Genomic DNA, 25,052 nt, shown 5'->3' with positions numbered 1-25,052 from the left:
GATCTCTACTTCAGGTCTGTATCTATGGTCGGACATAGCGCCGGACCTACGCCGTGAGCCTCAAGTCAGAAAGACGGCCCTCCCCGGAGGCTTACGAAAGGCTTCCTTCTGAAGACGACCTATTACGAGGTCCATCTCTCGGTTGCCTTTACTCACGAAGAGAAACAGATCATCCGACAGAGAGGGTTGTTGAGGACAAAGCTCCTGGACCGCAGACCTGCCACGGCCAAGGTGGATGACCGGGATGAGAAGTTCGAGTTGCGGGTCGAGCATTTGATGAATGAGCGGGTCGACGCCTTCCTGTGTGCCACGCCTTCGAAAGCAAAGATCTACGAAGAAGCGCTGCTTGACGTTCTTGGTCAGATGAAGCTTTGGCTTGACGACAACGCCGAGACGAACTCGCGCACGGTGGTCGAATTCTGATGTCGCGCGATCCGGTCAGCGATGTCGGCGGTCTGTTCCTGACATTCGTGATCATCGGCATGATCCTCTTGATCGCGATCCTGGTTTCGTGGATCGCATTGATCGCGATCCCGGCCTATGTCGGCTACCGGCTCTGGAGCGAAAGCCCGACGCGGCTCGAACGTCTCGCCCGCGAAGAAACCGAGATCCTGTACAACCACGCACTCGCTGGCACCGTCGAACTCACCGACGAGGAGATCGACGCGGCGCTAGGGCAGCACTGGCCCACGGACCTTCCCGCCTCTCTGCGCATTCAGCTTCTGGATGTCGGCCGGTCGGTCTTTGCGCAAGAGGGGCTATCGCCGGAGATCCCGCCGCTGCCGGCGCTCTGCAACACGGTCGAGGGTGCGCGCTATCGCGACATGCTCGCCCGGCTCGGTCAGGCACGTTCGGACCGGGTGATGGTGATGTCCGCGTTGGAGATCATCTCCCAGGCGCTGGCACCGATCGCAAATGCCGTCCCGCCGATCGAGGGCGATGTGCTCGTCGAGGTCACGCAGTTCACCCACCCACTGGGACAGGCGGTGCAGAACGTCATCGCCCCGTTCTTCCAAGACAACGACTACATGCACTTCAAGGCGCTCCGGCAACGGCTGGATGCGAACCTGCGGGCCACGCATCGCACATATCCGGTCTTCCCGGTCGACTACAAGGGCGACGATGTCATCGACACCTATCTGCTGGGCACCCATCTTAAGGAGCTCTTCACCCTCAGGACGCCGTTCACCGTCCCCGAGGAGCGCCGCTTCGAGCACATGCATATGGTGGCGGGCTCCGGTCACGGCAAAACCCAGACCCTGCAATACTTCATCGCCAAGGATCTCGAAGAAGTCGCCCACGGTGACAAGTCGGTGGTGGTGATCGACAGCCAGGGGGACCTTCTCAACACGATCCTGAAGGCCAAGACCTTGCCGCCCGAGAAGATCGTGCTGATCGATCCCGAGGACATCGGCTACCCGGTCAGCCTGAACCTGTTCTCGGTCGGTCAGGATCGGCTTGAGGGCTACGACCCACTGGAACGCGAACGGCTCACCAATTCGATCATCGAACTCTACGACTTCGTGCTGGGCTCGCTCTTGTCGGCGGGCATGACGGCGAAACAAAGCGTGGTTTTCCGCTACGTGACCCGGCTGATGTTCCACATCCCCGAAGCCACAATCCACACGCTCCGGGAGCTGCTGGAGCCGGGCGGGACTGAGAAGTACCGCGCCCACATCGAGAATCTCGAAGGCACGCCGCGGCGCTTCTTCGAGACCGAGTTCGACTCGAAAGAGTTCGCCAACACCAAAACCCAGGTGCTGCGGCGGCTTTACGGCGTGCTTGAGAACCAGACCTTCGAACGGATGTTCTCCCACCCGGTCTCGAAGTTCGACATGTTCAGCGAGATGAACGCGGGCAAGCTCATCCTGATCAACACGTCAAAAAGCCTGCTCAAGGAACAGGGCACGGAAATCTTCGGTCGCTTCTTCATCGCCCTCATTGCGCAGGCCGCCCAGGAGCGGGCCACGCTGCCCGGCTACGACCGGTTGCCGGTCATGGTCTATATTGACGAGGCGCAGGACTACTTCGACCAGAACATCGGCATCATCCTGAGCCAGGCGCGCAAATACAAGGTCGGCATGGTGATGGCCCATCAGTATCTCGGACAGCTCACTCAAGGTCTCCAGGAGGCCTTCGAGGCCAATACCTCGATCAAGCTGGCTGGCGGCGTCTCTGCCCGCGATGCGCGCGCCTTGGCTCTCCAGATGTCCTGTGACCCGAACGTGATCCAGCGGCAACCCAAGGGCACCTTTGCCACCTATGTGCGCGGGCTCACCGAGCGGGCCGTGCCGATCAGCTTCCCGTTCTTCGTGCTTGAGAAGGCTGAGAAGCGGTCCAAGGACGAGCTCGACGCGATCCGCGATGCGAGCCGAGCGGCCTATGCCGAGCCCGTGTTCAAGGATAAGGATCATTCTGAGCCCGATCCTGACGCTGAGACCGACGAAGAGACAGGCGAAAACTCCGCCGAGGATGCGGCAGAAGAACATAGCGCCACATCGGGTGACGCACCTGAAAATACAGAAACAAAACAAGGGGATGACCCCACGGACACTTCGCCCAAGCTCTGAAACCTGCTAGGCTTTGACCCATGCAGACGACGAACACACTAGGTCGGGCAACATTCCATCACATTGCGCCTCAGCGCGGTGTGCGGGTGACGAATCGCGAGGTGCGCTGGTTCAAGCACATCGCACGTCATGGCCCTCAAAGCTCACTATCACTCTGCGAGCTCACCCACGACACCCACCGCTGCAAGGACACGGCGCTCCGGCAGATGCAGAAGCTGAGGGCCGGTGGATATCTGATGCTCCCACGCCAGCAGCGCGCGACCGAGCGGGCCGAGTTCAACCCCTACATCTACGACCTGACCCGCAAAGCGAAGGACCACCTTGTCGACCTGGGCGAGGACGAGCCGACCGTTCGTCCGACCGGGCACTGGTGGCACGGCTATACGGTCTCGCAGGTCACTGGCGGGATCGATATCGCTGCGGCACGTGCTGGTGTGCGCTACATCCCGGCGCACGAGATCTTGGCGATCAAGTGCGCGGAACTTGCCATTCCAATCGGTCGCTCCAAGCTGATCCCGGACCAGCTCTTCGCGCTCGACTATGGCGGCGCATTCCGGGCCTTTGCGCTGGAGGTGGATCGAGGCACAGAACCAAAGACCTCACCGGCAAACCGCAAAAGCTGGGCGCGTTCGATCGATCAGTATCGGAAGGTTTTCGAAGATCAGCTCTACAAGTCGCACTACGGGCTCAATGCGAACTTGCTCGTTCTTTGGGTGTTCAACACGCGGTCGCGTCAAGCGCGATTCTTGGAAATGTTGCAGGGGCTACCTGACACGGCCGCAAGCGCGTTCCTGACCGCGTCACTTTGGGAATCGGAAGAGACTGGAGCCATCCACAGGATGGGACCTATCTTCTTCTACAACCCTTGGCTAAGGTCAATCGGTGGTCCGGTCACCATCGCGAATGGATGATTAGAAGGGAGGAAAACGTACAGATCTAGCCAAGATCACATGTGTGATCACACCCACTTGCGGTTCGGAAACCGTAGCGTTCCCAGACAATTTGTGCATATGTGCAGGGCCATAGCCGTGTGTCACCGGAGGTCCTGAGATGCCACGCCCATCGAAAATCGAAGTTTCGGCAATTAATCTTCGAATCCCCGCAGACCGGCCGAGAAACTACGCCGACATGATTGAAAAGTTGTTTGAAAAGCGTGTTGCTGTGAAGGTATATGGCGATAGTTTTGTTGCGATCACTCAGTATCAACGCGAATCTGGTCTTGGCGTCTTTTCGAAGTACTCAGAGATCGATATTGACGGCGATTGGTTTGACCTAGAAGACTTTGGCCCAGCAGGCCCGGAAAAAGTCGACGAAGTCTCAATTCCTGAGACCCTTCGCCCCAACCTCTCTGCTTTCTATTTCGAACTCGACGAAGAAACCCATATACTTTCATTTGAATCGTATTCAGAGTCCAAAGGTCTCAGTGCGAGATCTGTCGAAAAGTATTTTAAAGAAGCTTTGTCTGACTCCGCAGTGGTTCAAGATTTCGGTCGCGTCGAAGCTGATATCGTAAAAAGCTATGGAGAGGTGGAACGGATTATCAACCTTCCTAACCTGAAAGAGCTTAGAATTGTGATCAGGCGACCAAATCCGGACGACATTTCTGGAGATTTGGCTGCACAAATAGAGGAACGACTTCGGGAACAGAATGGCGAAGAATATGAGGAGGTCACCCGATCAAAGGATAACGACGGCCTCAAACCCAATGAGCGCACCCAGAAGCTTGCGATTGTTGGCGCGGAGAACGGCGAAGTTTCGGTGAAGAGCATTGAGAACGGTGTTCAAGTCTCTCACACGACGAAGGAAAAGCCCGAAAAAGTCGTAGATACCTACAACAAGGAAGAGGTCGACACACGGTCTATGTTCCGGAAGTTGGCGAGCAAAATGGTCGATGCGATCAAGCAACGACGCGCAACGACATAGGGTATAGAAAGCAGTGTTTGAAAACCTGAGAAGGCTATATATCCATTATGGCGGCATAGCTGCCATAGCCAAATCCAGCTATTTCTGGATTGCCGTCATCCTGACGCTGCTGTCCTACCGTTCTATTCCGAGATTCGAGTGGTCTGACAAAGCCTTGAGCGTGATGCCCTCGCTTACGGGATTCACTATTGCGGCGTTCGCGATCATTTTCGCTATATTGAACCAGGAGATGCTGGAAAAGTTGATGGCGCTGGATGACAAGGGACGCTCTCCTATAGCCGCAATTGCAGCATCAATAGGGCATGCAGTCTTTATTCAAGTTTCCGCATTGATTTTTTCCATCGGGTCAGAGTTTATTGACCTGAGCACAGGCGTCGATGTTCTTGCGCGATGGATGAAGTCCCTTGAATGTTCGCCAGAATTTTTGTTTTCCGCCGTCGACTGGCTGTCGTTCTCTCTCTCGGCTGTGGGAATTTTTTTGACCTACTATGGCGTGCTTCTTGTTCTTGCGGCGATCCTTTCAATCGTTCGGATGCAGCTGCTTGTGGCGAACGCTACGAAATCAAAGCCGCCAGTTCCTCCCACAAGGTGACGTTGAGGCTCCACGCACTTGGAGCCGGTGAGTTCCAAAAAAATCAGGAGTGGCTCTCGGCAATGCTTTAAGGAGAACGTCGGCCCACATCTTGCCGGTCGGCATTTCCTTAATCGACCCCGTCGATGAACGTTTCGACGAATTCCTTGATCTTGCTGATCACACGTTCTGCGATGCTGCCACGTTCGCGCAGTTTCGGGCGTGTTTCCATGATGCCGATGACCTCGTCTCGCATGGGTGGCTTTTCGGTGAACAGGTAGTTGCCGATGACCTTCTGAAGACCCTCGGCGTCCAGCCCCTCGTCCTCCGAAAGCTTACGGATCGCGTCTCGTTTCTGCTCATCCCAGTATGTTTCGAACTCGGCGCCCACGTCGCCACCAGCGGGGATGTTCGGGAAGTTTTCGGCGATGAAACGCTCGATAAGCTCTTTCTTGCTGCGAAGCTGTGCTTCTGTATCGAGAATGTCGCCGATGGCTTTTCGAACCTTCGCTTGCTCGGCGGGTGATTTGCCCTGCATGTCCTGGAGCAGGTTCACGATGTAGCTGACGTTGATCTTGTCGCGACTGATGAGCTCGACCTCGAAGTCGATGTCATCGAGGATCGAGACCTTTTCCTTCTCGTGATCGCTGCGCACCTTATCGTACAGGTCGAGGTACTTGCTGCGGAAGTCAGCAAAGGTCTGTTCGTCCATCGGCAGGTCTTCGAAACTGAATTCGGTGAAGCACGACAGCACGTTCTTGATCCGGATGACCTCCCGGAAAGCCTGGATGAACCGCGCCTCGTCCGCCTCGGTCTCCAGACCGTCCACGGCGTCAACGTCGGGCACGATCGCCAAGAGCTTCGCAACCGCTTCCTTGAACTTCTCCAGATAGTCATCATAGGGCTCAAGAATGATGTCTTCTTGCGCGTTCTTGTCGGCAAAGAGGCGAATGGCCTCATCCGTCGCGGGCTTGAGGTTGCGGAAGCACACCACGTTGCCTTGCGATTTCTTGGTTCCGTAGATCCGGTTCGTCCGCGAAAAGGCTTGCAGGAGCCCGTGGTAGCGCAGGTTTTTGTCGACGTAGATCGTGTTCAGCGGCTTGCTGTCGAAGCCGGTCAGGAACATGTTCACGACGAGCAGGATGTCGATCTCGCGCTTCTTCACGCGTTTGCCGATGTCCTTGTAGTAGCCGTAGAAAAGCCTGCTGTCCTTGGTCGAGTAATTGCTGCCGAACATCGCGTTGTAGTCGGCAATGAATTCGTCGAGCTTCTCGCGGCTGTGCTTGTTCACCGGCTTGGACTCATCCGGCATGTCGTCGCCGGCGCCCATGCCGTCTGCGTCCGCATCCTCCTCGTTGGCCTGGTATGAAAAAATGGTGCCAACCCGCAGATTGTGTTCACCGGCCTCCTTCTTCGCCCGAAACAGCTCGTAGTAGGCGATGAGGCTCTTCACGTTCGCCACCGCCATGATCGCGGTGAACTCGCGGGCGTGGGTTTTCCGCCCGTGGTTGGCGATGACGTAGTCGACGATCTTTTCAAGCCGCTCGGGTGCTTCCATAACCTCCGCCGTGTTGATCGCCTCGACCTCGATATCGTCGACCAGATCCTTGCGCTTCACCGTGCGGATGTACTCGACCGAGAATTTCAGCACGTTCTCGTCGCGGATCGCGTCGGTGATCACGTAGGAATGGAGCTGCTGGCCGAAGAGGTCTTTCGTCGTCCTCTTGCCCAAAGCGTTCTTGGCGGCATTGTCGGCGAAGATCGGCGTGCCGGTGAAGCCGAACATCTGCACGTTGTCGAAATACTCGGTGATCCGCTTGTGGGTCTCGCCGAACTGGCTGCGGTGGCATTCGTCGAAGATGAAGACCATACGCTTGTCGCGCAGCCCCTCCATCACCGCCTTGTGCCGTTCCTTCGAGATCGCGGTATTGAGCTTCTGTAGCGTGGTCACGATCAGCGGGGTCGCATCGCCAAACTGCTTGACCAGTTGGCCCGTGTTGTTGGTCGCGTCCACGCTGCCTTCCTGGAAGGCGTTGAACTCTCGGATGGTCTGGAAATCGAGGTCTTTGCGGTCGACCACGAAGACAACCTTGTGCACATGGGGCGACTGGGTGAGGATCTGCGCCGTCTTGAACGAGGTCAGCGTTTTACCCGACCCGGTGGTGTGCCAGATGTAGCCGTTCTTCTGGGTATTCTGCACCTGGTTCACGATCGCCTCGACGGCGTAGAACTGGTAGGGGCGCAGCACCATGAGCTGTTGGCTGCTTTCGTTGAGCACCACGTATTTGGTGATCATCTTGGAAAGCTGGCAGGGCTCCAGGAAAAACTCAGCAAACTCGGCGAGCTGGCTGATCCGCGAATTGTCGATCTTCGCCCAGGTGAAGGTCTGCTTGTAGTCGCGATCTTTCACCGGGTTGTTGGCGTAGTATCGCGTGTTCACCCCGTTCGAGATCACGAAAAGCTGGACGTAGTTGAACAGCCCCATGCCCGCCGCGAAGCTGTGGCGGTGGTAACGGTTGGTCTGGTTGAAGGCCTCCTTCATCTCCAGCCCGCGCCGCTTGAGCTCGATCTGGGCGAGCGGCAGGCCGTTGACGAGCAGCGTCACATCATAGCGGTTGGTGTACTTGCCGGTCATGGTGACCTGGTGGGTCACCTGGTACTGGTTCTTGCACCACTGGATCTGGTTGATCAGTTCGATGTAGCCGGTCGTGCCGTCGTCTCGGGCAAAATCGACCTTGTCGCGCAGGGTCTTGGCTTTTTCGAAGATGTTGCCGCGCGCGAGCTTGTTGACGATCTGCTTGAACTCGCTGTCCGAAAGCGTGGTCTTGTTGTGGATCTCTAGCTGGGTCTTGAGGTTGGCGAGCAGCGCCGCCTCGTCGGGGATGGCAACGGATGACCAGCCCAGAGTTTCAAGCTGGGCAATCAGGGCGTTTTCAAGCTGTTGTTCGGTTTGGGTTGTCATGTGGATTCATTATACAAACATTTGTTGGAGAAGGCCTTTTTTGAAGTTTTTTGCTTCGACGATCTCGTTGTTGACGAGGGCAATTTGGGTGTCGATTGAGGAGAGGAAATTGGCGATTTTCCTCTGCTCGTTTCGATGGGGCAACTCAAGCGTGAGCTTTTCAAGATTGCCCTTCGATACGCCCAACACCGAAATACCTTGTGCAATCCGCATGATTTGGGCGCGCATGGTGGCGCTGCGCAAAAGGTACCCGGCAAAACCGAGGACCACAGAGTCTTCTTTTGGCCGCGCAATATAGGTGTGCAGACCTGCAACCAGCGGCACCTCTCCGAGTTCCACAATCTCGATGGCCTTGCCGATATCGGCATAGTCTTCCGAGGCGTCTGCTATCACGACATCTCCTAACCGGCAGAAATCCGTTTCGGCAAAGTCGGTGACCTTTGCGCCCAAGATGTAGGGGACATGCTCACGCTCTTGCCGGAAGTTCGCGTGGAATTTGGTGTGGATATCGCCGTAGTGAATGTTTTGCACCTCACTGGGTTCATCGCCCAGCTTTTCCCGTGAAAGACTGTTCGTCCGCACCCAGGTGAAGACCTCCCCGAGCCGCCTCTCCTCCCAATCCGGGAAGTCGCGGCCCTGATCGTCCTTGAACCGAAGCTCCTGCGAAAAGAGCTTCTGCATCACCCCGCGCTTGTAGTCCGTGAGCAGCGCCTTCTTCTGCTCCAACCCGTTGATCTTCTCATCCACCGCCCCAAGAAACGCGGCGATTTTCTGTTGTTCGGGGAGTGTTGGAATGAGAATTGGCGTTCGGAAGTAATCCGCAGTTGTGATGCCAGTCAGTGCAGTTTGTGTTGCTACCGACATAATGAATTTTCTCGCCCTTGGCGACGAAAGTTGGAAATATAGAAAGGCAGGAGAAACACGTTCTCGTTTCAATTTGATTCGCCTTGTGTGCCACGCAAAGGCTGTCCCTTGTCCACTCTCTGTAACGAAGAGGGCTTTGGCGATGCCCTCCCGGACTAGCGAGGATTCAGTGTAAAGAATGTCTCCTTCCTCAAGTGTGTATTTCTTTTTTTCAACACCACAAAGTGGGACGCGAGCGAATTCCTGTCCGTCAACGGAGTCAACCGAGTAGAAATTCGAAACCCCAATGATGTTATTTCCAGAACCGTACTCTTCCTTTTTTTTGTAAACGCCGGAATTGTGGAACAACACAAGCTCTGAAAGCGGCAAAGAGGTCCATTCCGAACCCTCAATCTCCGGAAACCGCAATGCCGGAACGCTTTTTCCAGTCATCGCGCTCATACCTTAAAAGGGGCAGGAATACCCAACTCAGCACAGAACCCGGCGATCACCGCGTCGGTCTTGGCCATTTCCTCGTCAAGTACTGCGAGCTTGGCCGCCACGGCGTCTATATCGACCGGCTCCTCCTCTTCGAAGGTATCGACATAGCGGGGAATGTTCAGGTTGTAATCGTTTTCCGCGATCTCCGAGAGCGGTGCGACATGGGCGTATTTCTCCACCTCTTCACGCCGCTCGTAGGTGGCCACGATCTTCTCAACGTGCTCATCCGAAAGCGCGTTCTGGTTGCCGATCTTGTCGAACTCCCGGCTCGCATCGATGAACAGGATATTGTCGTCATGTACCCGGCATTTCTTGAGCACGAGGATGCAGGCCGGGATCGAGGTGCCATAGAACAGGTTGGGCGGCAGGCCGATCACCGCGTCGAGGTAGTTCTGTTCCTTGATGATGTACTTGCGGATCTCGCCTTCGGCGGCCCCGCGAAAGAGCACCCCATGCGGCAGCACCACCGCCGCCGTGCCGTTCTCGGAAAGATGGTGGATCATGTGCTGGACGAAAGCAAAGTCCGCCTTGGAGCTCGGCGCGATCCGCCCGTACTGGCTGAACCGGTCGTCGGTTTCATTCAGCGGGTTGTTGGCCCCTTTCCACTTCGCGGAGAAGGGCGGATTGGCCACCACCGCCTCGAACCGATCATCGAGGTGCTGCGGCTCTTCAAGCGTGTCTTCCTGGCGGATGTCGAACCGGCTGAAATGCACGTCGTGCAGGATCATGTTCATCCGCGCGAGGTTGTAGGTGGTGCGGTTGAGCTCCTGGCCCGCGAAGAAGCCAACGTCCGCCTCCTTGGCGATACGCAGAAGCAGTGAGCCCGAGCCGCACGCCGGATCATAGGCGTTCTTGATCTTGCTCTTGCCGAGGGTGACGATCTTGGCGAGCACCCGGCTGACCTGCTGCGGCGTGTAGAATTCGCCGGCCTTCTTGCCCGCGCCAGAGGCAAATTGCCCGATGAGGTACTCATAGGCATCGCCCAGCACGTCGGCGTTGGCCTGTCCTAGCTGGAAGTCGATCCCCTCAAGATGGGCGAGCACCTTGGCGATCAGCTTGTTGCGCGCGCCGGGGCTGCGGCCGAGCTTGGTGCTGGCAAGGTCGATGTCTTCGAAAAGGCTGTTGAAGTCGTCCTCGCTGTCGGTGCCCATCGTGCTTTGCTCGATGGCGTTGAGGATGGTCTGAAGGTCTTCAAGGATGAAGTTGCCGGTGGCCTCGTCGTCGTCCTCGTCGATCTTGATGTTGCCCTTCTTGGTGATCGCACTGAACAGCTCATCGGGCCGCAGGAAGTAGCCGAGCTTTTCAAGGGTTTCTTCCTTGATCGCCTCCAGGTCCTCGTCGTCGGTGACCAAGGCGTAGTCCTTCACGTCTTCGGTTTCCAACAGCTTGTTGGCGAAGAGGTGCTGCTTTTCCGACAGGTACTTGTAGAAAATGAACCCAAGGATGTAATCGCGGAACTCATCCGCATCCATCTTGCCCCTGAGCTCGTTCGCGATCTTCCAAAGCTGCGCTTCCAGCTTCTGCTTCTGTGCTTCTGTCATGATTTCATTGTACTTTTTTGTGCGGCTCAGCGCAAAGTGACCGAGCGAACAGCTTTTGGCAACAGCCATGTGGTGGGCAGGGGTCGGGTGACCAGGCTGTGCACGCCTGGCCACCCTAGCTCCCTTTCAGGAGTGTCGTTTGGGCTCTTCGCGACCATCCAACCGTTGCTGGAGCCAGTCCAGCACCTCGTCCTCAACCCATCCCACTCTGTTCGGGCCCAGCTGTACCCGCTTGGGGAATTGGCCTGCCTTTTCCAGCCGCGCGACGTGTTGCGGCGAGTAGAGGACCAACTCCTTGAGTTGGCGCTTTGAAAGTATCCTCATCACGATCTCTCCATGACTGAAGAGCATCGCGATGCCCTAGGGTTGACAAAAGCCTAGGCGCGACGAGGCTAGTCCGAAGTGACCGGTGATCCAAGCCAGAACATAGCGACTCGCTGTTTCTCGCGTTGCGGGGTGGCCCAAAAGGTGGGCCGATTATTGTCGGCTGAGCAAAAATATATTAAAAACAATAGTTTAAGTAGATAGTATGATTCCGCCCCCGGGCACCATTTCAAACATCATTCTGTTTGCTGGCTCGAAACGGAGCGTCTCCCCGTTCCTCGGCGTTGCTGTCACGACAAACAATTTAAGGCTGAGGCTCCGCCGGGACCACGGCTACCCTTCCCGAAAGTGGGGCGATGATGAGAAGGGTTGGGGCGAATGGTCAGGACTTGCTATGCCCAGAACGCGCCGAGTCATCCGATGAAGGGGCAGACAATTTGAAGTCACGCGCTTGATCGTACCACGGAGCAGCACGAGACAGGTTCATAGGCGCGCCACCGAAGGCGCCAGCCAATCAAACCTAACGGCTGAAACAATACCGGTCTCAATCAGAGAAAGCCGCTCTGCCGCCAGACTCACAAAGGCCTCGCCAAGGTTGTGTTATATCGATATAACGCTGCCGACTCATCAGACTATGAAGCAGCGTCATGGCCAATTTTCAAAACCCGCGCTCTCCGATCACAGGTGTGATGGCCCTCGTGGCCGCCGGCTTTGGGCTGTTGACGATATTCGCAGCGGGGGCCGTGCTTTTCGGCCCCGGAAGAGACCTTGCCGGGGCAACGATCCCCTTCGTGCTATGGGCCAACCTGATTCTCGGTTTCGGCTACATCGCGGCAGCAGTTCTTCTCTTCAACCGTAGCCCCTGGGCGTGGCGCCTGGCGCTCGCCATCGCCGCCGCCACCCTGATCGCCGCCCTCGGCTTCGCCGTCGAGGCTATGCGCGGAACGCAGGTCGAGCCTCGGACTGCCGTAGCACTGGGCTTTCGGGTGGCGTTCTGGCTCCTTGTCGCCCTGTTCGCACGAAGGGCGCGTGTATGAGCAATCGCCGCACTCAGATTCTCGATACCGCGCTTGCGCTCGCCTTCGATGGCGGGCCGAATGCCGTGACCACGGTGGCCATCGCCCAGTGTCTTGGTCTGACCCAACCTGCGATCTACCGGCACTTCCGATCCAAGGCCGATCTGTGGCGCGCAATCACCGACCGGCTGGGCGGTGAGATTGCCGCCAACATTGACGCCGCTACAACCCTCGAAGCCCCTGCCATCGACCGGCTGCGCGCCCTCGTCCTCGGCCACCTCGCCTTGGTAAGCCGAACCCCGGCATTGCCTGAGATCATGGTCGCGCGCGATTCCGACGACGAAAAAGCCGCAATGCGCGCGGCAATGCGAGAGCACATTCTGGCTTTCCAGGCGGCCCTCGTCCAGCTCTGCGCAGAGGCCCAGTCTGAAGATGCGCTGCGCGGGAATATTTCGCCGAACGATCTGGCAACCCTGCTGATGGGCGTCCTGCAGAGCCTCGTTTTGCGTCTCTTGCTGAACCGCGACCCCACGAAGCTTCTTGATGAGGGCGAACGGCTCCTCTCTCTGCAAATCTCCGCCTTCGCGCGGGAAAGCGAGGCATGATGCGTAACAGCCTGAAACTGATCCTGCTCACCCTGCCGCTGATCGGTGCGGGGATGGGTTATCTCGCCTACACGGTTCAGACCAAGGCGCCGCCGGATCAGATTGTGGCTGCCGAGCGGGCGGTCGCGGTGCGCGTGATCCCTGCGCGCGCCGGGGCGGTGGCTCCCACGCTGCGCGGCTACGGACTGGTGACGCCGGCTGAAACATTCGAGGCTATCGCCCAGGTTTCCGGCACGGTGGCCTGGACCAACCCCGGCCTGCAACGCGGGGCGGCCCTGCCTGCGGGCACGCCGCTGCTGCGCATAGCCGAGGAGGATTACGACCTCGCCCTTGCCCAGGCCGAGGCCAACCTGCGTGCCGCCGAGGCGAGGCTGGACGAACTCGCGGTCTCGGAAGACAACCAACGCGCCGCCCTCGAGATCGAGCGAGAGGCGCTTGCGCTCAAGGCAGCCGATCTCGCCCGCGCCCGCAGCCTGTTCGAGGGGGGCAACCTGCCACAATCGGGGCTCGACAATGCCCGGTCCGCCGAGCTGGTCCAGCGGCAGAAGGTACAGGGGATCGAGGCGGGCCTTTCGCTCATCCCCACGCAACGCAGAGTGCAGCAGGAACAGATCGCCGTATCGCGCGCCTCCGCACAAGCGGCCCGGCTGAACCTCGGGCGCACCACGCTTACCTTGCCGTTCGAGGCCCGGGTGGCCTCGGTCGCGGTGGAAGAAGGGCGCTTCCTGCGGTCGGGCGAAGTGGCCGCAACGCTGGACGGGACCGCCGTGGCCGAGGTGGAAGCTCAGGTTCCCGTCGCCCGCCTGCGCGCGCTCCTGCGCCATACCGCCCCCGACGCCGCAGCCTACGCCGCCGACCCGGCGGCGATGACGAAGCTGCTCGAAGGCCTTTCGCTCATGGCGGAGGTGCGGCTGGTTCTGGGGGATGAAACCCTCACCTGGCCCGCCCGCGTTGCCCGGGTGAGCGAAACGATCGACCCCCGGACAGGTTCGCTCGGGGTGATTGTCGAGGTCGAGGACGCCTATTCCGGCGCCGCCCCCGCCCGGCGCCCGCCACTGACCAAGGGAATGTTCGTCGAGGTCGAGATCGCCGGGAAGCCTGTCGAAGGCCTTGTGGTGCCGCGCGCGGCCCTGTCGGGCACGAGCCTCTGGCTGGTCGGAGCCGACGACCGGCTTGCCGCGGCGACGGTTACCCCGCTCCTGGTGCAGGACGAGCTTGCGGTGATCGGAGAGGGGCTCGACGCGGATGCCCGCGTGGTGGTGAGCGATATCCCGTTCGCGTTGCCGGGCATGCTTCTCGCACCTGTCGAAGATGATGCCCTCGCGGCCTTTCTGGCGCGCGCGCGATGATCCGCTTCTTCGCCGCACACCCGACGATCGCCAACCTGTTGATGATCGTCTTCATTGGAGCGGGACTCATCGCCTCGCCGACGCTCCTGCGCGAGACCTTTCCCCGCGCCGGGGCGAATGAGGTGGAAATCTCGGTGCCCTATCCGGGCGCGCGGCCGGAAGACGTGGAAACCGGCATCTGCAAGCTGATCGAAACCGCGCTCGACGGCGTCAACGATCTCGAAACCAAGTCCTGCGAGTCGCGCGAGGGCCTTGGCCGCGCCATCGCCCGTATGCGCGAGGGGGCGGATTTTCAGGGTTTCGTCGCGGATGTGACGGCCGAGATCGACGCGATCGGCGACTTCCCCGAACGGGCAGAACGCCCCGAGATCCGCGCGCTGGGGTTGACGGATTTCGTCGCCTCTGTGGCGGTAACGGGCCTCGACAACCGGCCCAACCTCGAAGCCTATGCCGAGGCGCTGCGCACGCGGATGCTGCAAGCTGGGCTCCCACGGGTCGAGATCCGGGGCTTTCCCACGCTCGAACTTCGGATCGAGCTGAACCCCGTGGCGCTTCGCCACTACGGTGTTTCGGTGGCCGACGTGGCGAAGGCGGTTGCGGCCGAAAGCCTCGACATGCCGGTGGGCAATCTCGACAGTGCCGCACGCTCGCTTCTTATCCGCGTAGCTGAGGAACGACGCACCCCGTCCGAACTTGCCGAGGTGGTCGTGCGCGCCTCGCAGGGTGGCGGCCAGGTCCGGGTCGGCGACATCGCGACCGTGAGCGAGAGCTACGCGAATGCGGATGATGCGATCTTCTACAATGGCCGCCCCGCCGCGCTCCTCGACATCACCAAGACCCGCTCCGAGGACTCGCTGAATACCATCGACGCGCTCACAGCCTTTCTGGAAGGGGAGCGTGCCGCTGCGCCACCCGGCGTGTCTCTGGAAATCACGTCCGATGGCGCAACGGTCATCCGGGAAAGGTTGATGCTGGTGGTCGTGAACGGCTTGCAGGGCCTGGCCCTCGTCTTCGCCGTGCTGTGGCTCTTCTTCGGGCTGCGCTTCGCCTTCTGGGTCACCGCAGGACTGCCGGTTTCCTTCATGGGTGGTCTCGCGATCATGGCGGCCTTCGGCTACTCGCTGAACCTGATGACGACGATCGGCCTGCTCATCGTGATCGGCCTGCTCATGGACGATGCCATCGTCATCTCGGAAAACATCGCCCGGCACAGGGAGAAGGGCGCAGACCGGCTCGACGCGGCGATCCGCGGCGCAAGTCAGGTCTTTCCCAACGTGCTCGCCTCTTTCGCGACCACGGCGATGATCTTTGGCTCGCTCGCCTTCCTCAAGGGCGATCTCGGCGCCGTGCTGCGCGTCGTCCCAGCGGTGATGCTCTTCGTGCTGGCCGTGTCGCTGATCGAAGCTTTCCTGATCCTGCCGCACCACCTCCTGCACAGCATTGATGCCCGCCGAGAGGGGCGGCTCGCCCGGGTAGCCGATTCCCTTCTCGGATTCCTCACTGATGCAACGGGCCGGCTCGCAGATGGCGCCATCCGCGCGCGTTACGCCGTTGCGGGGGCGGCGGTTGCGATCCTCCTGGTCGCGGTGGCGCAACTGGCGGGGGGTGCGCTGAAATTCACGGCCTTCCCCGAGATAGACGGCGACGTCGTCGAGGCGCGGCTGCTGCTGCCCCAAGGCATGCCACTGGCGCGCACCGAGGCCGTTGTGGAAGAGTTGATTGCGGGCATCGGGCGTGTGAACGCCTCCACGCCTCAGCCGGGGGGCGCTGAACTTGTCCAGGGGATAACGGTGCGCTACGGCGTCAACCGGGACTCCTTCGAGGCGGGGCCGCACCTTGCCACCGTGTCGGTCGATCTCCTGCCCTCGTCGGAGCGCACGCTGCGGCCCGATCCGGTGATGGCAGCCTGGCGCGCGGAGGTGGGTAGCCTGCCAGACGTAATCGCGCTCAGATATGCCGAGAGCACAATCGGGCCGGCGGGGATCGCACTCGACATGCGGTTGAAGGGCGATGACCTCGAGATGCTCAAATCTGCCGCCCGGGAGCTCACCGCCTGGCTTGCGAGCTATCAAGGCGTTACCTCGGTGATGGACGACCTGCGCCCCGGCAAACCCGAACGGCGGATCACTCTGACCGATGCGGCGGGGCCAATGGGCATCACCGCTGCCATGGTGGCCGACCAGTTGCGTGGGGCCTATCTCGGAACCACGGTCAGCGAGATGCAGGTCGCGGGCCGGTCTGTTGAGGTTACCGCACAGGTGACGGACGACGCCGCGGCGCAGCTTGGCTTCTTCGACGATTTCGTGCTTGTGCTACCAGATGGCGCGGCCGTGCCGCTCTCGGTGGTAGCCGACGTCGAATTTGGGCGGGGGTTTGCCCGGATCAACCGCGAGGATGGCGTGCGCACCATCACGGTGCAGGGCACGATCGATACGCGCCTCGCCAATGCCAATGCCATCGTCAGCGACACGCTCGACCGCTTCGCGCCGGATCTGCTGCAACGCCACCCCGGGGTCACGCTGGACGTGGAGGGCCAGCGCGCGGAGGCGGCGAAAACGCAGCTGTCGATGATGAAGGGATTCGCCATCGGGCTGTTCGGGGTTTTCCTCCTGCTCAGCTTCCAGTTTCGCAGCTACATCGAGCCCCTCGTGGTCATGTTGGTCATCCCGCTGGCGCTCACGGGAACCATTTTCGGCCACCTGGCGATGGGACTCGATTTCTCGATGCCGAGCCTCCTGGGCTATGTCGCACTCGCCGGTGTGGTCGTGAACAACTCGATCCTGCTCGTCGGCTTCATCAAGGACGAGCATGGCGAGGGGCCGGATGGCGTAACCGGGGCCGCAGGCCGGGCGGTGCGGATGCGGTTCCGCGCGATGTTCCTCACAACCACTACAACTGTCGCGGGGCTGATCCCGATACTCACCGAAACCAGCCTTCAAGCCCAGATTCTCGTGCCGCTGGTAGCGAGCCTGGTTTTCGGCCTGATCGCGGCGATCCTCGTGGTGATCCTGGTGCTGCCGGCGGTCTATGCCATCCTCGACGATTTCGGACTCGCGCGCATCGGCGCAGCGAAGGTTTCGGACAACCGGGAGAGCCGGGAGACCCACGCCCGGCAAATCTAGCCGAATGGCGATAGTTTCACTGCCTGCATATCGATGATCAGGAACCGCGCCGATGCGGGGCTGCTCGGATCACAGGCCGCGGTGGCGGCGATGGTTGTCTCCAGCCGCCTTTTGCCCTTCGTGCCACTCGCGTCTTTCGACATGATAACGAACGGCCCATATCAACCCCTCGCTGACGTGTTCTGTTCTGCACCGCAGCTTCATCAGAACGGACGTTCATGAATCGCGCAGCATTTTCGGAGACGGCGCGGCGGGACCGCGGACGAGCTTGGGAAGGCTTGAAGCAAGTGGGCGCGCGATCACCAAGCGTGCGGCTTGTGCCGCACGTGCATAGTCTTTGAATGCCGCGCGTTCAGCCCGTCTTCTCGCACGCTGCGCTCCTGCCGACGGCTTCGGGCGCGCGCCGGCCGGCCCTGACGTTCGGCCACCGACGCATCCGCATCAGGGCAACTCTGAAGACGGTGAGCCGCCTTTCGGTCAGCTCCGCAAAGCCGTAGCAGATCGCAAGTGTCGCGGCGATTAGGATCAGGTCCTCGCCGAGGTCTGCGCTGTCCAGACCCATGGCCGCGAGCACCTGCAAGACCGGGTAATGCACCAGATAGAGCGAAAAGCTCCCGCCCGCGAGCCAGCGGATCCGTGTGGCGTTCCGGAAGGTCCCGCGCCCGCGCAGGAGCCCGGCCATCCCCAGAAGGTGCACACCCATCAGACCGGCAAGTAGGTTGTTCCAGATGAATTCATCCGAGAACCGAAGACTGGCGCCATACTCCGCGATCGGCGCGCGAAGGAGGTCGGGCACTCCAAAGCGAAGTGCGAGGATGTAGGCGGCCACGGGCAGGACCGCGAGGGCAAGCGCGGCCCGCCCTTGCGTGACGCGCCCCCGGGCGACGCACCTCTGCACCAAGACGCCCATCAGCCATGCCGGGAGCAGCAGCAGGATGTTGGGTCCGATTATCCAGCCGCCCAGCGCGAGAAGCACGATGCGCCGGGCCCCGCGCGCGTAGATGGCGATGCCGAAGAGCGCGTAGTAGGCAGCCTCGTAGCTCAGGGACCAGTACGGACCGTTGCTCCCCAGCCGTGTCGCCTGTCCGCTCCATTCGTTTGAAAACGTCAGGCCGCGCAGCAGGATCTCCCAGAGCGGCAAATGGGAATATGCCCAGGACGGATAGACCTCCGGGGCGATCCGCGTGCCCATTCGGTCGAGGGCGAACCCTAGCACCAGCGCGGGAAGCGCCACCGAGACGAACCGCGTGGCGCGGTCGAAGGCATAGGTTCCGGCCCCTCCGGGCTTGGCATGAACCACATGGGCGATCACGAGCCCCGAGAGCACGAAGAACATGACGACCGCGTCGCTGCCGAGGTTCAGTTCCCGCATCCACAACCAGCGGCCGCCGCTGAAGCGTGGATAGGCGAAGTGCGACATCAGCACCAGCATCCCCGCCGCGAAGCGTACGGCATCGAGGTAGATGGAAAAGCCCCGCGACATGAGGTTACTCCGTGCCGGTCGACGGCGTTCCGGGCGTGACGAAGGACCTTGACGCATCGTCCGTGCCCGTGCCGTTCCCGCCGGCACGGCTGCGCCGGCCCAGCAACTTGCCGACCTGCCGCAGGCTGTCGCGCACGGGCACGACCATGGCCGCCCTCAGGCTGTCATGGCGCTGCGCGAGGGGGTTGCCGTTGCGATCGCCCAGGCCGAATGCGACGGTTTCCCGGGAGCGCGGGACGTAGAGTGTGCCGAACATCCAATCCCAGATGGCGAGCACCTCGCCGTAATTCTTGTTGTGGTGGCGAGGGTCGAGCGAATGGTGGATCTGATGTTGCGCCGGGGAGATGACAATGTGCTCGATCACCGGCCCGAAACTGAGCCATACATGGCTATGGCGCAGGTTCGCGCCGGCAATGTTGAACAGGACGTAGAAGGCGTTCACGCCGGCGATGGTGGTGGCCGCGGGCGCCTGACCGAATGCGCTCAGCATGATCCCCTGCAGCACGCCGATGAGCACGCCGCGAACCAACGACGATATCAGGTCGTAGACGGGGTGCTTTCGATAGACCGTGATCGGCGTCATGATCTCGGCCGAATGATGCAGCGCATGAAAGGGCCAGATGATGCGGCTCTCGTGATGGATGCGGTGCACCCAGTAGGTCGAGAAGTCGCTCACGACGAGAAGCAGGAGTGCAATCACCACGGACGGTAGGGGAGGCGACGTGTGCCCCGAGCCGACCAGATGGACAATGGCCAGGGCAACGACAGGGCTGAAAAAGACGAGATTAAAGATGCCGAACGCGGCGAAGCTCCTGTTGAGAATGAATATCTTCAGGTCGACGATATGCGAAGGGTGCAGGTAGATCGACTTGGGAAAGAGCCATCGCATGAACGACTTCTGCTCGGCCTGCTGGCGGTAGACGATCATGCAGATCGCCAGTGTGACCAGGAGGTAGACTGGCCACAGGCGACTTGTCGGACCGGCGACCACCGACCGAAAATCCGACAGGAATGACCAGATCTGATCCATGAACATTGGCGTATAGAGCCGAACAGGCAGAAATGTGACCGTTCTCCGGAAATACTGGGGCGGTTCAAGTGGATCACGGCCTACGGAGAGCGGATATGTGCAGACGGAGTTGGCAGGTCAATGGGAGAAGGTGATCCTCTCGCAAGATCAGGTTGGTTTGGAAACCCTCGTGTCGATGGATGGCGAAGGACATTTCATGACCCTTCTCGTACGCCAGGGAGGGTATCCAAGACCTCGAGCGGGGGGTTCTCAGGGACCGTCGACCTACCTGGAAATTCGAACCGCTATCGAAATCCGAGGGCCAATCATTCAGAATGTCCCGGCCGAATTCAGTGAGCGTGGGGGTTCTGCCGCGTCGCCAGCGCGAGGTGATGGGCTTGGTGATGCATGCCAACCGTCATCACGCCGATGAATCCGAGGGCCCTGATGCGAGCCGGATCGGCGCCGGTCACGATCAACGCCGCGCCACCCGGGATCTCCGCCGCCTGCAATGTCCAGCCCTCGACACCATCCATCGTCGCTAAGTGGGCCGGGACCATGGCGCGGATCGAGCTGGTGACTGCCGCGTCCTCCGAAATCGCCTCGAAGCGGGCACCGCCTTCGACCTGCTGGACGTGGACGCGGGCGCGGAGCGTCACGTTGTCCATGTCGATCAGATGCTGACGCAGCGCCTCTATGTCGACGCGACTCCAGTTCGTCTCGGGATCCGCCAATAGCTGCGACACGATCTCCTGAACGGCTGCGAAGGCAGACTGTCCGCCCTCCGTGACCTCGCCGCCAGCAGCGTCCGCGCTTACCCGATGGTCCTCGTGGGACATTGCGGGCACGTGCTGCATCCCGCCATGCTGAGCGGCCGCGTCCTGCGCCAGCGCGAGACCGGGCGACGCGAGAAGGGTGAAGAGAAACGCTGATCGGATCATGAGGCCTCCGTTTGACTATCGTCCTCTTGTTGCAGGCCATCGCCGCCGACCATATGATCGCGATCATGCGGATGTCGATTTCGATGCTTTTTCAGGATGCACGCGATACCGAGCTCGCCCCCGGCGAGACGTTGTTCATGGCAGGCGAAGAGGTCTCGGGCATCTACTGGGTGCGCTCCGGCAGGGTGCATCTGCAGCGTCACACGGCGCATGGCGCGTTGATGGTTCTGCAAAACGCCGGGCCGGGCGCTGTGATCGCCGAAGCCTCGGCCTATTCGTCGCGGTATCACTGCGATGCTGTCGCCGCCGAGCAAAGCGTGGTCGCAGGTTTGCCGAAGCAGCGCTTCCTGTCCGCGCTCGTCGACGAGCCGGCGCTGGCGGAAAGCTGGTCCGCGCTGCTGGCGCGCAGTGTTCAGGCGGCGCGGCTCAGGGCCGAGGTCCGGTCGCTGCCGCGGGTCGCGGACCGCCTCGACGCCTGGCTGGGAGAGGGAAACCGTCTACCCGAAAAGGGCCGACGGCAGGAGGTGGCCGCCGAGCTGGGCGTCACGCGAGAGGCGCTCTACCGCGAATTGGCGCGTCGCCGAAAGGCAGACCCTGGCGCATGAGTGCGGGCCGGGTGCCGCGGGGCGAATTGCCGATACCCCTTTCTTTTATTCCGACGCCGTGCAGATCGGCCGCCCATCGGCGGTTCTGAGCGGCAGCAGCGTCGTCTCGACCGGACCGGCATGAAGGTACCAGTAGCATCCGTCTTCCGGGAGGAAGCGTGCGGTGGAGATGTCCTGATAAGGTGCCGCAAGGGCGATCACCTGCTCGGGAACAGGGCCGGGCTGAGTGCCCCCTGCCCCGTCGACTGCGCTGCAACCGCCGAGAAAGGCGGTGGTTACTATCCCGATGACGAATGTCCGTTGCAAGTCATGTCCTCTTTCGTGTGTCCGGGCCGGATGCTGGCGCTTGTATCGACCGATCTGTCAACTTCGGGGCGTGACGTAGCCGTCTGGCGGGTGCAGATGGGCTGTCACACCGATTTCGACTTTTGGGTAGAGCGCGTTGATATGCGCCATCACCATCCGCACGCAACCGGAGCTTGCCCGCCCGCCGATTGATCGCGGATGTGGGGAGCCGTGGATCCGCAGGTAGGTGTCACGGCTTCCGACAAAGAGATAGAGCGCGCGCGAGCCCAGCGGGTTCGTCGGGCCGGGCTCCATGCCGTCCGCGAAATCTTCGTACAGCTCCGGATCGCGTTCGATCATCGCCCGTGTCGGGGTCCAATGCGGCCAGCGGACCTTGCGGCGGATCGTGTAGGTGCCCGGCTCATAGAGTTTGCCGCGCGCGATGGCCACGCCGTAGCGCATGGCCGTTCCGCCCTCTTCGACGTGATAGAGATAGCGCGCGATCGCATCCACATGGATGTCGCCCGGGACAAGCCCCGAACGCGCCTCGACGCGTTGCGGCAGAAAACGCTGATGCAGGCCCCAGGGATTGGTCGTTTCCAGGTTGAATGAGGGCGGCGTCACCTGCGCGTCCCAGGCCATTTTCTGCCCCTCGCCCGGAAAGGTGTCGGCCAGAAGCGGCCCGGAGACAGGCGGCGAGAACAGCGCGGCGGCGGTCATGACGAAGTGGCGCCGGCTCAGCCCTTTTTTGTCGTGCCGTTTCAATTCTCCTCCTTGCGCGCCTGAAGGACGAGCGTCTGCAACTGTTCGAGGTCCATCACACCCGGCACAAGAGCGTCTCCGATGACGAACGACGGCGTGCCATTGAAGCCCAGTTCCTGCGCAAGACGCAGCGAGCTCTGGATGTGCTCTTCCACTTCCGGCGCCTCCATGTCGCGGCGTAGCTGCGCGATATCAAGGCCAACCCCTTCGGCGATCCGCACCACCGAGGCCTCGTTGGCGCGGCCGTTCATGTCCATCATCGCCCAATGGAATTCCTCGTAGAGGCCCTGCTTGCGGGCCGCCAGGGCCGCACGGGCGGCAAAGACAGAGCCTTCGCCGAGGATCGGCCACTCGCGATAAACAAGCCGGACGTTCGGGTCGGACTCGAGCAACGCCTCGATCTCGGGTTTAACGCTGCGGCAGTAGGGGCAGTTGTAGTCGAAGAACTCCACCACGGTAACGTCGCCCTCGGGGTTGCCCAGAACCGGCGCGTTGCGATCCCGCTCCAGAGCGGCGCGTTCGCGGGCGAGCACCTCGGCCTGCGATGCAGCCTGGGCCTCGGCTTCGCGGGATTGCAGGATCGCAACTGCCTCCATCACGATCTCCGGATTGTCGCGGATGGTTTCCAGAACCAGCTCGCGCACGCGATCTTCTGACAGATCCTGCGCCGACGCCTGCACTGGGAGCAGCAGCGCAAGCGCCGTCACGACCATTGGAACAGTCTTTTTCATTTCAGTTTCCTCCGTTTGCCAGATCGGCTGCTGTGCGTTCGGCCTGCACCCTGCGGGCGCGCTCTGGCCAGGTCGACTGGATGTAGCCGAGGATGTTCCAGATCTCCTGATCCGTCAGTGTCTCGCCGAAGGCGGGCATGCCGCTGTCGAAGTCCACCCCTTGCAGCGCCAATGCGGCCCGCCCGCCGAGCTTGGTGTATTGAAACAGGACCCTGTCGGGGTGGTGCCAGGTGTGCCCCGTTTCGTCATGGGGCGGCGCGGGCAACCGCCCGTCCGGGCCCGGTGATCGCCATTCCGGCTGACCTTCCAGGTTGGCGCCGTGGCAGGACGCGCAGCTATCGGCGTAAAGCGTTTCGCCTTGCGCGACATCGACCGTGGCCGGCATGACCGGCACCGCTGGATCATCGGGTGCGTCTGGTGCGCCGCGAAAGGCCATCCAGCCCGCTGCGCCCACGAACACCAGCGCCGCCGGGGCGGCCATGACCATCCAGCCCTTCATGTCACCCTAATCCATGTCATCATGCCGCTTTCAGCGTGGCTGAGCATGTGGCAGTGGAACAGCCAATCGCCGGGGTTGTCTGCGACGAAAGCGATCTCGCGGGTTTCGCGCGGGTCGATCATCAGCGTGTCGCGCATGGGACCCGCCGGCCTGCCGTCGCGAACCTCGCGGAAATGCATCCCATGCAGATGCATGGCATGGGGAAAGACGGTTTCATTGACGATCTCAAGGCGCACAGGTTCTCCAAGGGAGAGATCGGCCAGCGGCTCTTGCGTCATCTCGGCCATCTCGTTGAAGGCCCAGAAGCGCCCCTGGGCCGCGAGCTCGCGAAAGCCGAGACGCTCTCCACCCAGAACGGCGCTCTCCATCCGGCCCATGGCCCCGCCCGCCATCACCAGCCGCAACGGCCGGGCATCGGCCAGCGACGGGATGCCGTCGCCGGGATTGGGGGGCAAGGCGCCCGGCGCCGCGCGGGGCCTCTGCGCGGCACTGCCCGAAACCGGGAAGGCGACCAAGGGGGCCGGTCGGTCATCGTTGCCGATCCGCGGGAGATGCGCGGTCTCGCCTTCCCCGGCCATCACGTCGACGATCAGGTCGGCGCGCTGGGCGGGGCCGAGGATGAGAATGTCGTCCAGCATCTCGGGCGCGGCGAGCGGCATGCCGTCGAGCGCCACGATCCATCCCCGCAAGCCGTCGAGTTGAAGCGGAAAGATCCGCGCGTTGGACGCGTTGATGAGCCGCAGGCGCAGACGCGCGTGGCGCCGCACCGGGACCGAGAGGTCGAAGCGCCCGTTCGCGGTGATCAGATTGCCGATCCGGCCGGCGTGGCTCATCATCATCGGATGGTTGAAACTGTCGTCGATCAGCCCCGTATCGCGATCGAGCAGCCAGTCGTCGAGCACGAGGATTTCCTCGCGATCGACCTCGGGCGCTTCGGCCTCCTCGACGATCAGCGGCCCGTGCAGGCCGCGAGCGACCTGCACCCAGGAACGGTTATGTGCGTGATACCAGTAGGTTCCCGCATCGGGCACCACGAAATCGTAGTCGAAGCTCTGCCCCGGCGCGACGGCATCCTGAGTGAGCCCCGCGACACCGTCCATCGCGTTGTCGATCCGTATGCCATGCCAGTGGACCGAGGTCGGCTCTGGCAGATCGTTGACCAGACGCCGCTGTAACCGTTCCCCCTGCGGCACGCGGATCACCGGGCCGGGCGTGCGGCCCTCATAGCCCCAAATGGATGTCTCGGGGTAGCTTTCGGGGGCCAGTTGCACCGAGGCCTCTTGGGCGGTGAGGCTCGGCAGCGCGTGGGACGCCGCGGATGGGTGGCGCGCGGTGGCTGCAAGGCCCAGCGCCGCTGTCGCCCGCGTGATGAAGGCCCGTCGTGTCTGCATGTCTCGTTCGTCCTGTGAT

At 61.2% G+C, this 25,052-nt stretch carries 22 protein-coding genes; 10 read left to right on the top strand and 12 right to left on the bottom strand.

Annotated features, from left to right (window positions below; genetic code table 11):
• The first annotated feature begins 189 nt into the window (after window positions 1-189).
• From IEW01_RS05805 to IEW01_RS05785, 5 genes are all read left to right on the top strand, one after another.
• The gene (locus IEW01_RS05805; RefSeq protein WP_229738089.1) at window positions 190-423 is read left to right on the top strand and encodes a hypothetical protein; all 234 of its coding nucleotides are present in this window, start codon (window positions 190-192) and stop codon (window positions 421-423) included.
• Window positions 423-2,570, top strand: coding sequence for a type IV secretory system conjugative DNA transfer family protein (locus tag IEW01_RS05800; protein WP_188526624.1), 2,148 nt, complete (start codon window positions 423-425; stop codon window positions 2,568-2,570). The genes IEW01_RS05805 and IEW01_RS05800 overlap by 1 nt, the downstream gene beginning before the upstream one ends.
• Before the next feature lie 20 nt (window positions 2,571-2,590).
• Entirely contained in the window at window positions 2,591-3,481 is an 891-nt protein-coding gene (locus tag IEW01_RS05795; RefSeq protein WP_188526623.1) for a replication-relaxation family protein, read from the top strand.
• 139 nt (window positions 3,482-3,620) lie between these two features.
• Window positions 3,621-4,493: a DUF4747 family protein gene (locus tag IEW01_RS05790; RefSeq protein WP_188526622.1), complete on the top strand. Its 873-nt coding sequence runs from the start codon at window positions 3,621-3,623 to the stop codon at window positions 4,491-4,493.
• Between the two features lie 13 nt (window positions 4,494-4,506).
• Window positions 4,507-5,085, top strand: a complete 579-nt coding sequence (locus tag IEW01_RS05785) for a hypothetical protein (protein ID WP_188526621.1) — start codon at window positions 4,507-4,509, stop codon at window positions 5,083-5,085.
• Between the two features lie 109 nt (window positions 5,086-5,194).
• Here the strand turns inward: IEW01_RS05785 and IEW01_RS05780 are convergent, their stop codons facing one another.
• The 4 genes from IEW01_RS05780 to IEW01_RS05765 all read right to left on the bottom strand — a co-directional run bounded on the left by IEW01_RS05780 (window position 5,195) and on the right by IEW01_RS05765 (window position 11,235).
• Window positions 5,195-8,026 (bottom strand): type I restriction endonuclease subunit R, encoded by a 2,832-nt coding sequence (locus IEW01_RS05780; RefSeq protein WP_188526620.1) that lies wholly within the window; start codon window positions 8,024-8,026, stop codon window positions 5,195-5,197.
• A gap of 9 nt (window positions 8,027-8,035) precedes the next feature.
• Window positions 8,036-9,331 (bottom strand): restriction endonuclease subunit S, encoded by a 1,296-nt coding sequence (locus IEW01_RS05775; protein ID WP_188526619.1) that lies wholly within the window; start codon window positions 9,329-9,331, stop codon window positions 8,036-8,038.
• A complete protein-coding gene (locus IEW01_RS05770) occupies window positions 9,328-10,911 on the bottom strand; it encodes a type I restriction-modification system subunit M (RefSeq protein WP_188526618.1) in 1,584 nt (527 codons plus the stop codon). Before IEW01_RS05770 ends, IEW01_RS05775 begins: the two co-directional genes overlap by 4 nt.
• 126 nt (window positions 10,912-11,037) lie before the next feature.
• Window positions 11,038-11,235, bottom strand: a complete 198-nt coding sequence (locus tag IEW01_RS05765; protein ID WP_188526617.1) for a helix-turn-helix transcriptional regulator — start codon at window positions 11,233-11,235, stop codon at window positions 11,038-11,040.
• A gap of 689 nt (window positions 11,236-11,924) precedes the next feature.
• On the opposite strand from IEW01_RS05765, the gene IEW01_RS05760 reads away from it, so the two are divergent.
• The 4 genes from IEW01_RS05760 to IEW01_RS05745 are packed head-to-tail and all read left to right on the top strand — an operon-like array spanning window position 11,925 to window position 17,327.
• Window positions 11,925-12,272: a hypothetical protein gene (locus tag IEW01_RS05760; RefSeq protein WP_188526616.1), complete on the top strand. Its 348-nt coding sequence runs from the start codon at window positions 11,925-11,927 to the stop codon at window positions 12,270-12,272.
• On the top strand, window positions 12,269-12,856 hold the full coding sequence (locus IEW01_RS05755) for a TetR/AcrR family transcriptional regulator (RefSeq protein ID WP_188526615.1): 588 nt from the start codon (window positions 12,269-12,271) through the stop codon (window positions 12,854-12,856). The genes IEW01_RS05760 and IEW01_RS05755 overlap by 4 nt, the downstream gene beginning before the upstream one ends.
• Complete coding sequence (locus IEW01_RS05750) at window positions 12,853-14,205, top strand: efflux RND transporter periplasmic adaptor subunit (protein ID WP_188526614.1); 1,353 nt, start codon at window positions 12,853-12,855, stop codon at window positions 14,203-14,205. Before IEW01_RS05755 ends, IEW01_RS05750 begins: the two co-directional genes overlap by 4 nt.
• Window positions 14,202-17,327, top strand: a complete 3,126-nt coding sequence (locus IEW01_RS05745) for an efflux RND transporter permease subunit (protein ID WP_188526613.1) — start codon at window positions 14,202-14,204, stop codon at window positions 17,325-17,327. The genes IEW01_RS05750 and IEW01_RS05745 overlap by 4 nt, the downstream gene beginning before the upstream one ends.
• A gap of 352 nt (window positions 17,328-17,679) precedes the next feature.
• On the opposite strand, the gene IEW01_RS05740 is transcribed toward IEW01_RS05745, so the two are convergent.
• The 3 genes from IEW01_RS05740 to IEW01_RS05730 form a co-directional block, all read right to left on the bottom strand.
• Entirely contained in the window at window positions 17,680-18,810 is a 1,131-nt protein-coding gene (locus tag IEW01_RS05740) for an acyltransferase family protein (protein WP_188526612.1), read from the bottom strand.
• Between the two features lie 4 nt (window positions 18,811-18,814).
• Window positions 18,815-19,840, bottom strand: coding sequence for a sterol desaturase family protein (locus IEW01_RS05735; protein WP_188526611.1), 1,026 nt, complete (start codon window positions 19,838-19,840; stop codon window positions 18,815-18,817).
• A 329-nt stretch (window positions 19,841-20,169) separates the two neighbouring features.
• The gene (locus IEW01_RS05730) at window positions 20,170-20,760 is read right to left on the bottom strand and encodes a hypothetical protein (protein ID WP_188526610.1); all 591 of its coding nucleotides are present in this window, start codon (window positions 20,758-20,760) and stop codon (window positions 20,170-20,172) included.
• 11 nt (window positions 20,761-20,771) lie between these two features.
• Between IEW01_RS05730 and IEW01_RS05725 the strand changes: the two genes are divergently transcribed.
• Window positions 20,772-21,365: a Crp/Fnr family transcriptional regulator gene (locus tag IEW01_RS05725; protein WP_188526609.1), complete on the top strand. Its 594-nt coding sequence runs from the start codon at window positions 20,772-20,774 to the stop codon at window positions 21,363-21,365.
• A gap of 45 nt (window positions 21,366-21,410) precedes the next feature.
• On the opposite strand, the gene IEW01_RS05720 is transcribed toward IEW01_RS05725, so the two are convergent.
• The 5 genes from IEW01_RS05720 to IEW01_RS05700 form a co-directional block, all read right to left on the bottom strand.
• Window positions 21,411-21,671, bottom strand: coding sequence for a hypothetical protein (locus IEW01_RS05720; RefSeq protein ID WP_188526608.1), 261 nt, complete (start codon window positions 21,669-21,671; stop codon window positions 21,411-21,413).
• Window positions 21,672-21,728: 57 nt separating this feature from the next.
• A complete protein-coding gene (locus IEW01_RS05715; RefSeq protein ID WP_188526692.1) occupies window positions 21,729-22,370 on the bottom strand; it encodes a L,D-transpeptidase in 642 nt (213 codons plus the stop codon).
• Window positions 22,371-22,411: 41 nt separating this feature from the next.
• Entirely contained in the window at window positions 22,412-23,143 is a 732-nt protein-coding gene (locus IEW01_RS05710; RefSeq protein WP_188526607.1) for a DsbA family protein, read from the bottom strand.
• A gap of 1 nt (window position 23,144) precedes the next feature.
• On the bottom strand, window positions 23,145-23,528 hold the full coding sequence (locus tag IEW01_RS05705; RefSeq protein ID WP_229738107.1) for a c-type cytochrome: 384 nt from the start codon (window positions 23,526-23,528) through the stop codon (window positions 23,145-23,147).
• A gap of 110 nt (window positions 23,529-23,638) precedes the next feature.
• Window positions 23,639-25,033, bottom strand: coding sequence for a multicopper oxidase family protein (locus IEW01_RS05700; RefSeq protein ID WP_188526606.1), 1,395 nt, complete (start codon window positions 25,031-25,033; stop codon window positions 23,639-23,641).
• Window positions 25,034-25,052 lie beyond the last annotated feature (19 nt).

This window comes from Sinisalibacter lacisalsi (assembly GCF_014640115.1).
GTDB classification, from domain to species: Bacteria; Pseudomonadota; Alphaproteobacteria; order Rhodobacterales; family Rhodobacteraceae; genus Sinisalibacter; species Sinisalibacter lacisalsi.
The sequence above is the reverse complement of the archived record's forward strand: the minus strand, read 5'-3'. Positions and strand labels throughout refer to the sequence as shown.

Bases quoted from the DNA above. Each gene is read 5' to 3' on its own strand.
- IEW01_RS05775 (WP_188526619.1), bottom strand. From the start codon at position 9,331: ATGAGCGCGATGACTGGAAAAAGCGTTCCGGCATTGCGGTTTCCGGAG.
- IEW01_RS05705 (WP_229738107.1), bottom strand. From the start codon at position 23,528: ATGCCGGCCACGGTCGATGTCGCGCAAGGCGAAACGCTTTACGCCGAT.
- IEW01_RS05750 (WP_188526614.1), top strand. From the start codon at position 12,853: ATGATGCGTAACAGCCTGAAACTGATCCTGCTCACCCTGCCGCTGATC.
- IEW01_RS05735 (WP_188526611.1), bottom strand. From the start codon at position 19,840: ATGGATCAGATCTGGTCATTCCTGTCGGATTTTCGGTCGGTGGTCGCC.
- IEW01_RS05770 (WP_188526618.1), bottom strand. From the start codon at position 10,911: ATGACAGAAGCACAGAAGCAGAAGCTGGAAGCGCAGCTTTGGAAGATC.
- IEW01_RS05730 (WP_188526610.1), bottom strand. From the start codon at position 20,760: ATGATCCGATCAGCGTTTCTCTTCACCCTTCTCGCGTCGCCCGGTCTC.
- IEW01_RS05715 (WP_188526692.1), bottom strand. From the start codon at position 22,370: ATGACCGCCGCCGCGCTGTTCTCGCCGCCTGTCTCCGGGCCGCTTCTG.
- IEW01_RS05790 (WP_188526622.1), top strand. From the start codon at position 3,621: ATGCCACGCCCATCGAAAATCGAAGTTTCGGCAATTAATCTTCGAATC.
- IEW01_RS05795 (WP_188526623.1), top strand. From the start codon at position 2,591: ATGCAGACGACGAACACACTAGGTCGGGCAACATTCCATCACATTGCG.
- IEW01_RS05765 (WP_188526617.1), bottom strand. From the start codon at position 11,235: ATGAGGATACTTTCAAAGCGCCAACTCAAGGAGTTGGTCCTCTACTCG.
- IEW01_RS05700 (WP_188526606.1), bottom strand. From the start codon at position 25,033: ATGCAGACACGACGGGCCTTCATCACGCGGGCGACAGCGGCGCTGGGC.
- IEW01_RS05755 (WP_188526615.1), top strand. From the start codon at position 12,269: ATGAGCAATCGCCGCACTCAGATTCTCGATACCGCGCTTGCGCTCGCC.
- IEW01_RS05780 (WP_188526620.1), bottom strand. From the start codon at position 8,026: ATGACAACCCAAACCGAACAACAGCTTGAAAACGCCCTGATTGCCCAG.
- IEW01_RS05745 (WP_188526613.1), top strand. From the start codon at position 14,202: ATGATCCGCTTCTTCGCCGCACACCCGACGATCGCCAACCTGTTGATG.
- IEW01_RS05800 (WP_188526624.1), top strand. From the start codon at position 423: ATGTCGCGCGATCCGGTCAGCGATGTCGGCGGTCTGTTCCTGACATTC.
- IEW01_RS05740 (WP_188526612.1), bottom strand. From the start codon at position 18,810: ATGTCGCGGGGCTTTTCCATCTACCTCGATGCCGTACGCTTCGCGGCG.
- IEW01_RS05760 (WP_188526616.1), top strand. From the start codon at position 11,925: ATGGCCCTCGTGGCCGCCGGCTTTGGGCTGTTGACGATATTCGCAGCG.
- IEW01_RS05710 (WP_188526607.1), bottom strand. From the start codon at position 23,143: ATGAAAAAGACTGTTCCAATGGTCGTGACGGCGCTTGCGCTGCTGCTC.